This window comes from Bradyrhizobium sp. TM239 (genome assembly GCF_036247985.1).
Classification (GTDB): Bacteria; Pseudomonadota; Alphaproteobacteria; order Rhizobiales; family Xanthobacteraceae; genus Bradyrhizobium; species Bradyrhizobium ottawaense.
Genome location: NZ_BTIR01000017.1, coordinates 184,968 through 197,273 on the forward strand (window position 1 = coordinate 184,968; position 12,306 = coordinate 197,273).

At 64.2% G+C, this 12,306-nt stretch carries 11 protein-coding genes; 8 read left to right on the forward strand and 3 right to left on the reverse strand.

All coding sequences use genetic code 11. The features are described 5' to 3' along the window. Window positions 1-36: 36 nt before the first annotated feature. From AABA84_RS26405 to AABA84_RS26435, 7 genes are all read left to right on the forward strand, one after another. Entirely contained in the window at window positions 37-879 is an 843-nt protein-coding gene (locus AABA84_RS26405; protein WP_338313632.1) for a fumarylacetoacetate hydrolase family protein, read from the forward strand. A gap of 178 nt (window positions 880-1,057) precedes the next feature. Next, window positions 1,058-1,669: a glutathione S-transferase family protein gene (locus AABA84_RS26410; protein WP_212245775.1), complete on the forward strand. Its 612-nt coding sequence runs from the start codon at window positions 1,058-1,060 to the stop codon at window positions 1,667-1,669. Window positions 1,670-1,772: 103 nt separating this feature from the next. Next, complete coding sequence (locus AABA84_RS26415) at window positions 1,773-2,639, forward strand: MBL fold metallo-hydrolase (RefSeq protein ID WP_338313633.1); 867 nt, start codon at window positions 1,773-1,775, stop codon at window positions 2,637-2,639. 128 nt (window positions 2,640-2,767) lie between these two features. Continuing rightward, a complete protein-coding gene (locus tag AABA84_RS26420) occupies window positions 2,768-3,916 on the forward strand; it encodes an alpha/beta hydrolase (RefSeq protein ID WP_338313634.1) in 1,149 nt (382 codons plus the stop codon). Between the two features lie 65 nt (window positions 3,917-3,981). Continuing rightward, entirely contained in the window at window positions 3,982-4,953 is a 972-nt protein-coding gene (gene mbfA, locus AABA84_RS26425) for an iron exporter MbfA (RefSeq protein WP_212245778.1), read from the forward strand. 241 nt (window positions 4,954-5,194) lie between these two features. Then, on the forward strand, window positions 5,195-6,667 hold the full coding sequence (locus tag AABA84_RS26430; RefSeq protein ID WP_338313635.1) for an amidase: 1,473 nt from the start codon (window positions 5,195-5,197) through the stop codon (window positions 6,665-6,667). 289 nt (window positions 6,668-6,956) lie between these two features. Continuing rightward, window positions 6,957-8,327 (forward strand): hypothetical protein, encoded by a 1,371-nt coding sequence (locus tag AABA84_RS26435; RefSeq protein WP_338313636.1) that lies wholly within the window; start codon window positions 6,957-6,959, stop codon window positions 8,325-8,327. 33 nt (window positions 8,328-8,360) lie between these two features. On the opposite strand, the gene AABA84_RS26440 is transcribed toward AABA84_RS26435, so the two are convergent. The 3 genes from AABA84_RS26440 to AABA84_RS26450 are packed head-to-tail and all read right to left on the reverse strand — an operon-like array spanning window position 8,361 to window position 11,475. Beyond that, on the reverse strand, window positions 8,361-9,449 hold the full coding sequence (locus AABA84_RS26440; RefSeq protein ID WP_338313637.1) for a Zn-dependent alcohol dehydrogenase: 1,089 nt from the start codon (window positions 9,447-9,449) through the stop codon (window positions 8,361-8,363). 45 nt (window positions 9,450-9,494) lie between these two features. Then, window positions 9,495-11,279 (reverse strand): acyl-CoA dehydrogenase family protein, encoded by a 1,785-nt coding sequence (locus tag AABA84_RS26445; RefSeq protein ID WP_338313638.1) that lies wholly within the window; start codon window positions 11,277-11,279, stop codon window positions 9,495-9,497. 43 nt (window positions 11,280-11,322) lie between these two features. Beyond that, window positions 11,323-11,475: a hypothetical protein gene (locus AABA84_RS26450; protein WP_212245784.1), complete on the reverse strand. Its 153-nt coding sequence runs from the start codon at window positions 11,473-11,475 to the stop codon at window positions 11,323-11,325. Window positions 11,476-11,510: 35 nt separating this feature from the next. Here AABA84_RS26450 and AABA84_RS26455 point away from each other — a divergent pair, with 35 nt between their 5' ends. Beyond that, window positions 11,511-12,212, forward strand: a complete 702-nt coding sequence (locus AABA84_RS26455; RefSeq protein ID WP_338305719.1) for an SDR family oxidoreductase — start codon at window positions 11,511-11,513, stop codon at window positions 12,210-12,212. Window positions 12,213-12,306 lie beyond the last annotated feature (94 nt).

Below are 12,306 nucleotides of genomic sequence, written 5' to 3' on the forward strand. Positions count from 1 at the left end.
TTTAACCGATCGGTCCATTCCCAGGGAGAAACGAGAATGAAGCTTGTTCGTTATGGCGAGAAGGGTGCGGAAAAGCCCGGCCTGATCGACAAATCCGGCCAGTTGCGCGACCTGTCGGCGCATCTGAAGGACCTCACCGGCGAAGCCTATTCGCCCGAGAGCCTGAAGAAGCTGGCAGGCCTCGACCCCGCCTCGCTCCCCGCGGTCTCCGGCAAGCCGCGGTTCGGCGCGCCCGTCACCGGCATCTCGAAATTCGTCGCGATCGGCCTCAACTACTCCGACCATGCCAAGGAGACCGGCGCCGATATCCCGAGCGAGCCGATCATCTTCATGAAGGCCAACACGTCGCTGTCCGGCCCGAACGATGCGGTCGAAAAGCCGCGCGGCTCGACCAAGCTCGACTGGGAGGTCGAGATCGCCGCGATCATCGGCACCCGTGCGAAATATGTCTCGGAAGCCGAGGCGCTGAACTACGTCGCCGGCTATTGCGTCTGCAACGACGTCTCCGAGCGCGCCTTCCAGATCGAGCGCCTGGGACAGTGGACCAAGGGCAAGTCGCACGACACGTTCGGCCCGCTCGGACCGTGGCTTGCAACCAAGGACGAGATCAAGGACGTGCAGAACCTGTCGATGTGGCTGGACGTCAACGGCCAGCGCCGCCAGACCGGCTCGACCAAGACCATGATCTTCTCGATGGCCAAGTGCATCTCCTATGTCTCGCAGTTCATGACGCTGCTGCCCGGCGACGTCATCACGACAGGCACCCCGCCCGGCGTCGGCCTCGGCATGAAGCCGCCGACCTTCCTCAATGTCGGCGACGTCGTCAGCCTCGGCATCGAGGGCCTCGGCGAGCAGCGCCAGGAGATCGTGGCGGCGTAAGCCGCAGGCGCATCACGCTCCATCGTCGTGCCCGGGCAGAAGCGCGTCTTCGCGCAAGATGTCCCGGGCATCCACGTCTCACAGTCTGACCGCGTGGAAACGCGTGGATAGCCGGTTCAAGCCCGGCCATGACTCAGGAGACACCGTTCGCACAAGATCGATTGCAGGGATGGTCCCCATGAAACTCACCTTCTCCCCCGCCTCGCCCTTCGCCCGCAAGGTGCGCATCGCCGCGATCGAGCTCGGGCTGATCGACAAGATCGAGCTCGTGCCCGCAAGCGTCGCGCCGGGCACGGCCAACGAGGACTATTCGAAGATCACGCCGCTGAAGAAGCTGCCGGTGCTGATCACCAATGACGGCGACGTCATTTTGGATTCCTACGTCATCGTCGAATATCTCAACGAGATCGCCGGCGGCAGCCTGATCCCCGATTACGGCCCGCCGCGCTGGAAGGCCAAGACCAACCATTCCCTGATCAACGGCATGCTCGATTCCATGCTGCTGTGCCGCTACGAGAAGATGGTGCGGCCGCAGGGCCTGCAATGGCAGGCCTGGTCGGACGACCATTGGAACCGGGCCTGGACCGGCATGGCGCGGTTCGAGAACATGCCTGAGGTGCTGAACGGCCCGTTTGACATCTCGCAGATCGGCCTCGTCTGCGTGCTCGGCTATGCCGACTTCCGCTTCGCCGATTGCGGCTGGCGCAAGGCCTATCCGAAGCTGGACGCCTTCCATCAGAAGATGCTGGAGCGCCCCTCCGTGAAGATCTCGGTGCCGCCGGCCAGCTAAAGCGGGATGATCGTCATCGCGCTTTAGCTTGATTGTCGGAGCATGATCCTGTCGGAAAACCGCTGCACACTTTTCCGGATCATGCTGTACAACCGGAGTTCTCATGAGCCTGAAGTTCTCGGTCGGCGATCTCACCATCCATCGAATCATCGAGCAGGAGACCTCGTTCATCCCGGCGCTGGAGATGCTGCCGGGACTGACGCCGGACGTGCTGGCCGAGAACCGGGCATGGATGCGGCAAGCCAAGGCGCTGGACGAGCAGGATGTGTTGCTCCTGTGCTTCCAGTCCTATGTGGTGAAGACGCCGCATCACACCATCCTGGTCGACAGCTGCATCGGCAACGACAAGCCGCGGCCGCGACCGAAATGGAACATGAAGACCGACGATACTTATCTGCGCGCGCTCAACGCCGCCGGATTTGCGGTCGAGGACATCGACTTCGTGATGTGCACGCATCTGCATGTCGATCACGTCGGCTGGAACACGCGGCTGGAGAACGGCCGCTGGGTGCCGACCTTCCCCAAGGCGCGCTACGTCTTCGCGAGGCAGGAATTCGACCACTGGACCGAGCAGAACGCGAAGGCGCAGGTCGCCCCCTTCGCCGACAGCGTGCTGCCGGTGGTTGAGGCCGGACGCCACGAGCTCGTCGGCAACGATCATGAGATCGGCGATCACGTCCGCATCCTGCCGACGCCGGGCCATACGCCGGGGCATATCGCCGTCACGATGGGCCGCGGCAAGGACGATGCCGTGTTCTCCGGCGATCTCATGCACTCGCCGCTGCAGACGCTCTATCCGGAGCTGTCGATCAAGTTCGACGTCGATCCAGCCGCGGCAGCGAAAACGCGGCGCAGCTTCCTGGAGCGCTATTGCGACACCGACACGCTGTGCTGCACCGCGCATTTCCCGTCGCCCTCGGTGGGGAAGATCCGGCGCAAGGGCAGCGGATTCGTCTGCGCGGCGGTTTAGCGAGATGCCGTAGGGTGGGCAAAGCGAAGCGTGCCCACGATGCCAGACGCGTCGCAGAAAGATGGTGGGCACGGCGCGCGATGCGCGCCTTTGCCCGCCCTACGATTCCACCCGAGTGGAGAGACACGATGACCGCACTCCCTGACATCCCCCTGCCCGCCGGAATCCGCTCGCGTTATGTCGACGGCATCAACGGCTTGCGTATGCATGTGCTGGAGGCTGGCTTCGAGACCACGGGGCGGCCATGCCTCCTCTTGCTGCACGGCTTTCCCGAGCTCGCCTTCTCCTGGCGCAAAATCATGCCGACGCTGGCCGCGGCCGGCTATCACGTGATCGCGCCGGACCAGCGTGGCTATGGCCGCACGACGGGATGGACTGCGGATTACGACGGCGACCTTGCGCCGTTCTCGCTCCCCAATCTCGTGCGCGACGCGCTCGCCCTGGTGTCGGCGTTCGGCTACAGGCAAGTCGATCTGGCCGGGCATGATTTCGGCAGCCCGGTCGCGGCCTGGTGCGCGCTGATCCGGCCCGACGTGTTTCGTTCGGTGACGATGATGAGCGCGCCGTTCGGCGGACCGCCGGCGCTGCCGTTTGGCACGGTCGATGCTCCGGCAAAGCCTGAGGTGGAGGACCCCGTGCATCGCGAGCTCGCCGCGCTGCCGCGGCCGCGCAAACATTATCAATGGTACTATGCGACACGCCCGGCCAATGCCGACATGCAGCACGCGCCGCAGGGCGTGCATGATTTCCTGCGCGCCTATTATCACCACAAGAGCGCGGACTGGACCGACAACAAGCCTTATCCGCTGGCGTCGTGGTCGGCGGACGAGCTCGCAAAGCTGCCAACCTATTACGTGATGGATCTGAACGAGACCATGGCGGAGACCGTCGCCAAGGAGATGCCTTCGCGCGCCGCGATTGCCGCCAATCAATGGCTGCCGGATCCCGAGCTTGCCTATTACGCCGCCGAATATGGCCGCACCGGATTCCAGGGCGGGCTGCAATGGTACCGCTACGGCACGACCGGCGCCCTCAACAGCGAGATGCAGCTGTTTGCGGGACGCAGCATCGACGTGCCCTCCTGCTTCATCTCGGGCAAGCAGGATTGGGGCACCTATCAGCGCCCCGGCGTGTTCGAAGCGATGCAGGGACGCGGCTGCACGAAGATGCTCGGCTGCCATCTGGTCGATGGCGCCGGCCATTGGGTGCAGCAGGAGCAGCCGGCCGAGGTCAGCCGATTGGTGTTGGACTTCCTGGCCACGGTCCACGCGGCCTGATTTGACCCGGGAACCACGGCGTCCTATATAATTTAGAATAGTTCTAAACTCGATTCAGGGCCGTCGTGAAGAATTTTGCCGATCTAACCGAGCGCGAGGTGCTTGCGGTCGCGATCTCCTCCGAGGAGGAGGACAGCCGCATCTACATGACCTTCGCTGAGGACCTCCGCGAGCGTTACCCGGACACGGCGAAGATCTTCGAGGAGATGGCCGAGGAGGAACGCGGCCACCGGCACATGTTGCTGGAATTATACGAGCAGCGCTTCGGCAAGCATCTGCCGCCGATCCGGCGCGAGGACGTCAAGGGATTCCTGCGCCGCCGCCCGGTCTGGCTGACCAAGAACCTGTCGCTCGACGCCATCCGCAGGGAAGTCGAGACCATGGAGATGCAGGCGGAGCGCTTCTACGTGAAGGCCGCCGAACAGGCCCAGGACGTCGGCGTGCGCCGGCTGCTCGGCGATCTCGCCGAAGCCGAGAAAGGTCACGAGGAGACCGCCGCAAAGCTGACGGGCGAGATCCTGAATTCCGATGTCCGCGCCGAGGAGGACCGCACCAACCGCCGCATGTTCGTGCTGCAATATGTGCAGCCGGGCCTTGCCGGCCTGATGGACGGCTCGGTCTCGACGCTGGCGCCGCTGTTTGCCGCGGCCTTCGCCACCCACCAGAACTGGCAGACGTTCCTCGTCGGTCTTGCCGCCTCGATCGGCGCAGGCATCAGCATGGGCTTTGCGGAAGCGCTGTCCGACGACGGTTCGCTGACCGGGCGCGGCTCGCCATGGCTGCGCGGTCTCACCTGCGGGGCGATGACGACGCTCGGCGGCCTCGGCCACACCTTGCCCTATCTCGTGCCCGACGGCTGGACCAATGCATTCTGGATCGCGACCGCGATCGCCGGCGTCGTCGTGTTCTTCGAGTTGTGGGCGATCGCCTTCATTCGCGCGCGCTATATGGACACGCCGTTCCTCCAGGCGGTGTTCCAGATCGTGCTCGGCGGCGCGATCGTGCTCGCGGTAGGGATATTGATCGGGGCGGCGTAAATTAAGCCTCACCCTCGCTGTCATGCCCCGGCTTGACCGGGGCATCCAGTACGCCGCGGCCCATCGGCTCAATCACAACTTTCTCTGGAATACTGGATCGCCCGGTCAAGCCGGGCGATGACGGCGAATTCCTGATTTCGTCCATTCTGTGCCGCCGGCGCATCAATCGCGATCAAACAGCCGTTGCAGCCTTCGGGCAAACTGCGCATCATCCTCCGACAACAAGAGCAGGAGAAGCGCCGTGGCCAGATCGGAATGGAGTTTCAAGAGCGCGGTCGAACTGTCGGCCGCACTGACCGCCAAGAAGGTCTCCGCGGTCGAGCTTACACAGGATGCCATCGACCGCGTCGAGCGTCACGACGGCAAGATCAACGCGATCTGCGTGCGGGATTTTGACCGCGCCCGCAGTGCGGCACGCGAGGCGGATGTGGCACTGGCGCGCGGCGAAAGAAAACCGCTGCTCGGAATTCCGGTGACGGTGAAAGAATCCTTCAACATCGCGGGCCTGCCCACAACCTGGGGCTGGACGCCGCAGAAGGATTTCAAGCCGACGGAGGACGCGCTGTCGATCTCCCGGGTGAAGAACGCCGGCGGCGTCATTCTCGGCAAGACCAACGTTCCCGTCGGCCTGGGGGACTGGCAGAGCTACAACGACATCTACGGCACGACGAACAATCCATACGATCTCGGCCGCACGCCCGGCGGCTCATCGGGCGGCTCGTCGGCAGCGCTTGCGGCCGGCTACGGACCGCTCTCGCTCGGATCCGACATCGGCGGCTCGCTGCGCGTGCCGGCATTCCATTGCGGCGTCTATGCGCACAAGCCGACCTACAATCTCTGTCCGACGCGCGGCCATACGCCGCCGCCGTTTCCGGCGATTCCGATGGAACGCGATATGGCGGTGATCGGCCCGATGGCCCGGAGTGCAGCCGATCTGACGCTGCTGCTGGACGTGATGGCCGGTCCCGATCCACTCGACCTCGGCATCGGATACAAGCTGGCGCTGCCGGACGCACGCCACGACAGGCTGAAGGATTTCCGCCTGCTCGTGATCGACAGCCATCCGTTGCTGCCTGCGAATTCCGACATTCGCGGCGCGATCGAGACGCTGGCCGGGCGATTGACGAGCGCCGGCGCGAGCGTCGCGCGCGAAAGCCCGCTGTTTCCGGACTTCAAGGAAGCCTCGCGCCTCTACATGCGCATGTTGATGGGCTTTCTCGGCGCGTTCTTTCCGCCGGATATTCTCGCCGGCGCACGTGCCGGCGAGGCGCAGCTCTCACCCGACGACAAGAGCCTCGCGGCCGAGCGGCTGCGCGGCATGACCTCCAGCCATCAGGCCTGGGTGTTCGACGAAGGCGCGCGCGCCGGGCTGCGCGCGCAGTGGCGGCACTTGTTCAGGACATTCGATGCGGTGATCTGCCCGATCATGCCGACCCCCGCCTATCCGCATGATCATTCGCCAGAGCAGGAGAAGCGCCGGATCAATATCGACGGCAAGGACCATGTCTATCCGGACCAGCTTGCCTGGCCCGGCATCGCCACGCTGACGGGCTTGCCGGCCACCGCCGTTCCGCTCGGTCTGTCGAAGGATGGCCTGCCGGTCGGCGTCCAGATCATCGGCCCTTTCCTCGAAGACCGCACGCCGCTCAGGCTCGCCGAGCTGATCGAGCGTGAGTTCGGCGGGTTCACACCGCCGAAAATGTTCGACGATTAGTGTTCACCGTCATTGCGAGGAGCCCTTGCGACGAAGCAATCCAGACTGCCACCGAGGAGACATTCCTGGATTGCTTACTGCCTATAAATCAATCGCTAACCAAACAATCTTTTCCCGAGCAATGGGCAAACCGCTGATCTGACATTTATCCAGCTGGCAATCGTTCGCCCGTAGACATTGCAAGTCGCGGGAGCCCCCTCAGAGAGGATGTCGCGAAGACGCGTTGCGAAGCCCGGAGTACTTTTGAGCCTGGCGAAGGCTACCGCTCAAATCCAGCAAGAGTGATGGCGTGATAAAAGACACAATCGAGATAGGCGTGCTCCACGACCCCTATCATCGCGTCAATCGAGACGAGACGCTGCCCGAGAGATGGCGCACTCCGATTGCCGTAGCGGTGGGGTGCGGGCTCATTGGCCTTGTGCTCCGTTACCTCGCGCGGGAACACGCGACCGCCGACGCCGCAGAGTACATCACCTGGTATACCTTCGCGCGAGATCACGGCATTGCCGGGCTGGCCAAGGCTTTCACCAACTACACGCCGTTCTACAGCTACCTCCTGCTGACCGCCGCCCGATTTGATTGGCTGGGCCAGCCGCTCTCCCTCGTGAAGACGATCTCGGTAATATTCGAGCTCGGCTGCGCGATCGTTGTGGCCCGGATGGTCTGGCAAGTTACAGGCGTTCCGTTGCGCGCGTCCCTGGCCTTCTGCGCGGTGTGGCTTGCGCCGACGGTGCTCTTCAACGGCGCAATGTGGGGACAGGCCGATTCGATCTGGACCTTCTTCGCGCTAATCTCCGTGGCGATGTTCATGCGGGACCGAAACGGCGTCTTGCCATTCGCAGTGGCCTGCTCGGTGAAGGCCCAGGGCGTCTTCCTGGGGCCGTTCGTGCTGGGCATGATCCTGCGCCGCAAGATCCACTTGGCATGGCTTGCCGCTATTCCGGGAGCCTATGCGGTCCTCGCCATTCCGGTCCTCATCGCCGGCAGATCCCTGGTCTCCGTGCTCGGGGTCTATCTCGACCAGGCTCACACCTTTCATCACCTCACGATGAATGCAGCGAACCTCTGGGTGTTCGCCGGCGGAACGCCATACGCGATCGGGGTCGCCGCCGGCCTCGTGCTCGCGGCGGCGAGCGGGCTTGCGCTATCGATCTTCGTCGCACAATCCAGGCGGACGGGGCCGGAGTTCATTCTGCTCGTTGCGTGCGTATCGCTCATTCTCATGCCGTACTTGCTCCCGAAGATGCACGAGCGCTATTTCTATGCGTTCGAACTTGCGTCCATCGCCCTGGCCTGCCTCAATCTGCGCTATCTGCCGTTCGCGGTGATTGCCCAGGTCAACGGCGTGTTATCCTACCTCGCATTCGAGAGCGGGATCGTCATGGGTCTGCTGCCGGCGGCGCTCTGCAACACCCTGCTCGTGTTCTACCTCGTGCTCGATCTCCGCCACGGCGAACGTGGATTTCGCTTTTCGAGGTTTGCCTGGCTTGGCTTCTCCGCGTCGACGGCGGGACTGTTCTCCTATTTGCTGTTCGCGGGTGCCGGCTTGAACGTATCTCCCGCCTATATGCTCGTCGCGGGTCTTGCCACGGCCATGACGCTGCTGCTCGTGAAGGAGCAGCGTGGCGTCTCGGCCGATGGTCCGGACGCGTCGCATTGACTTCAATTTCGGGCGGCGCCGGCGTCCGTCGTGCTAGCTGTCGAATACGATCACGCTGCGCAGCGTCTTGCCGGCTTTCATGTTGGCAAAACCCTCGTTGATCTCGGACAGCTTCAGTTTCGCCGAGATCCAGTCCTCCAGATGCAGTCGTCCCCGCAGGTAGAAGTCGACCAGGCGCGGCATGTCCACGCGAAAATGATTCGAGCCCATCGACGAGCCCTGGATCCGGCGCTCGCGCAGGAAATCAAAACCGTGCAGCTCGATCTTCTGGCCGAACGGAATCATGCCGACGATGGTGGCGGTGCCGCCGGAGGCGAGCATGCCGAAGGCCTGCTCGGCGGTCTCCTTGCGGCCCAGCACCTCGAAGGAATGATGCACGCCGCCATTGGTGAGATCGCGCACCTGCTTCACGACGTCGCCGTCGGCGGGGTTGATGATGTCGGTCGCACCCAGCTTGGTGGCGAGCTGGAGTTTTGCCGGATTGGTGTCGATCGCGATGATGCGGCCGGCGCCTGCGATCTGCGCGCCGTTGATGGCGGCCATGCCGACGCCGCCGCAGCCGATCACCGCCACGGTCTCGCCGGCCGTCACCTTCGCCGTATTCACCACCGCACCATAGCCGGTGATGACGCCGCAGCCGATCAGCGCGGCGAGATCGAGCGGCATTTCCTTTCTAATTTTGACGATGGCGTTCTCGTGCACCAGCATCTGTTCTGCAAAGGACGACAGATTGAGGAACTGGTGCAGCTTCTCAGGCTTCGACCACCGCATCCGGTTCGAGGCGCCCGGCAGCAGCTTCACGGTAGTGTCGGTGCAGAGCACCGTGCGGCCCGTGGTGCAGTTGTCGCAGGTGCCGCAGAACACCGACAGGCACGTGACGACGTGGTCACCCGGCTTGACGTAAGTGACATCGGAGCCGACCTGTTCGACCACGCCGGCTGACTCGTGCCCGAGCACCGCGGGCAGCGGATGCGGGTAGAGCCCTTCCATGAAATGCAGGTCGGAGTGACAGAGCCCGGCGACCGTGGTGCGGATCAGGACTTCGCGCGGGCCCGGCTTCGGCAGGCTGACGTCCTCGATGACGAGCGGCTGGTTGACTTCATAGAGGACGGCGGCCTTCATCGAGCACTCCCTGTCGCGTTTCTTGGTTTGATCGTGGCGTGCAGCCTACGCTGCCAGAACCAGTTCGCCAACCACGCTCATGCCGGCTGAGCTGTCGCCGAGCAGCAGCGCGGCGATCCTGGCCTGCGTGGCATTTTCCGTGAGCCGGAACGGATCGCTCGGTGACACCCGATGGTCGATCACCAGCCGCGACAACAACAGCCGGCGCGCATCGCCGCGCATCTCGTGGATGCGGTGCGCCTCCCAGGCGAGCGCGACCGCGCTGGCGACATGATAGAGCAGGCTGGTGGCGCGGCGTGCATCGGCCTCGTTCTCGGATTTCGCCGCAACCTCGCGCGCAAAACCCACGGCACGATCGACGAAGCCGCGCAGATTGTCGCGCCAGGCCTGCGGCACGGAAGCGCTGTCGTCGAGCCGCGCATGCAGATCGGCCGCGAGCGCGGATTCCGCGCCATGGCGGCCGACTGCGCGCCTGAGCGCATCGATCGCGACGATATTGCCGGTGCCTTCCCAGACCGAACCGAGATGCGCATCGCGCAGCAGGCGCGGCGTCGCGAATTCCTCGATGTAGCCGATGCCGCCGCGCATCTCGAGCGCATCGCCGCAGACTTTTCGCGCATCGCGGGTGGCGCGGAATTTCAGGGTCGGCGTCAGGATCCGCAACAATGCCGCCGCATCCTGGCTGCCGGCCTCGGCGCGGTCGAGCGCGTCCGCAGTCAGGAAGCTCATCGACAGCGCCTGCTCGACCGGCAGCATGATCTTCAGCATCTGGCGCCGGCCGAGCGGCAGGTCGATGATGCGCTGGCCGAACACGACGCGGTTTGTCGCGACCGTCATCGCATCATGATAGGCGCGGCGCATCAGCGCGGTGGATTTGACGCCGTTGGAGAGCCGCGACGAATTCACCATCTCGGCCATCTGCACGAAGCCGCGGTCGAGCTTGCCGACCGCATAGGCGATCGCGCCTTCGAGCTTGATCTCGCCCGAGGCCATCGAGCGCGTGCCGAGCTTGTCCTTGAGACGCACGATCCGGTAATGGTTCTGCGCGCCGTCGTCGAGGAATCGCGGCATCAGGAACAGGCCGACGCCGCGCGTGCCGGGGCCGGCGCCTTCGGGACGCGCCAGCAGCATCACGACCTCAGCGTCGGCATTCGAGCAGAACCATTTTTCGCCGGTGAGGCGCCAATGGTCGCCCTCCTGCACCGCGCGCGTGGTCAGCGTGCCGACGTCGGAGCCGCCCTCCTTCTCGGTCATGAACTGGCCGCCTTGCGTCAGCTTGCTCATGTCGGTCTGGGTCAGGCCGTCGAGATATTTCGCCTTCAGCGCCTCGCTGCCGAAATTCGCCAGCAATTTTGCGCAGCCGTCGGTGACGTTGATCGGGCAGCCCATGCCGAATTCGGTCTGGTTGAAAAGGAACGTGAAGGCGTGCTTGGCGACGACAGGATATTTGTCCGGCCAGCCCATGATGCCCTTGCGGATCGAGAGCGCATGGATGCCGAACTCGCCGAACGCTGCGTTCTCCAGTTCGCGATAGGCCGGGTGATATTCGATCGACTGCGCGTCGCGGCCGAACTTGTCGCGCTGGTGCAGCACCGGCGTATGACGGTCGGCGAGCCGCGCGCAGTCGTCGAGGCGGCCTCCGGCGAGTTCGCCGAGGCGATCGAGATGCGGCTCGATGTGACGAAACAGATTTTCCGGCAGATGGATACGCAGCAGGTCGGTCAGAGCGGGATCGGCGCGGTAGAAATTCATGCCTGTGGTGTCAGGCGCCAGCAGGCCGGACTGCTCGGCCGCGACATTCCTTGGCTGCGCTGGGGCCGGCTTATGCATGATCGTCCTCTTCGTTTCCGCCTTGCGGACATTCCGCGCCACTTTAGCGCTTGCCGCTTGGGATGATGTCGATCATGCTCCAGTCGCGGAGTGCGATAAAGCCGCAAATCGTCAGGGCGGCATGATCGCCGTGAAGGAGCAATTCGCTCTGCGGAATTGTGATCGCGCCGGCTGGTTGTTCACGCAGCCCATGCATAGATCAGGGGCTCCCTGCTTCCGAGAGACCACACCATGGAACATCCGAAATACAAGATCGCCCTTATCGTCGGCGCCGGCGAAGGCCTGAGCGCTTCGCTGGCGCGCTTGTTCGCTGCGCAAGGCATTCGCGTCGCGCTCGCCGCGCGCAAGATCGAGAAGCTGGGCGCGCTCTGTAGCGAGACCGGCGCCAAGGCCTATGCCTGCAACGCGACCGAACCCGACGAGGTCGAGCGGTTGTTTGGCCTGGTCGAGCGCGAGATCGGCACGCCCGACCTCGTCGTCTACAACGCCAGCGGCCGCACCCGCGGCCCGTTCGTCGACCTCGTCCCGGCCGACGTCGCGCAAGCCATCGCGGTCAGCGCCTATGGCGGCTTCCTGGTGGCGCAGCAGGCGGCCAAGCGCATGCTGCCGAACAAGCACGGCGCGATCCTGTTCACCGGCGCCTCCGCCAGCGTCAAGGGCTACGCGCAGTCGGCTTCCTTCGCGATGGGCAAGTTCGCGCTGCGCGGCCTCGCGCAGAGCCTGGCGCGCGAATTGTCGCCGCAAGGCATCCATGTCGCGCATTTCGTGATCGACGGCGGCATCCGCAGCGCGGCGCGGACGGAAGCCGAAGACAAGCCGGATTCGATGCTCGATCCCGACGCGATCGCCCAGAGCTATTGGAACGTGTTGCAACAGCCGCGCAGCGCCTGGAGCTGGGAGCTCGAGCTGCGGCCCTGGGTCGAGAAGTTCTAGGGCGAGGTGCCGTAGGGTGGGTCAGCCGAAGGCGTAACCCACCTCTTTATTCACCGCGTGTCTGAAAAGAGGTGGGTTACGCTGAGCGGTCTGC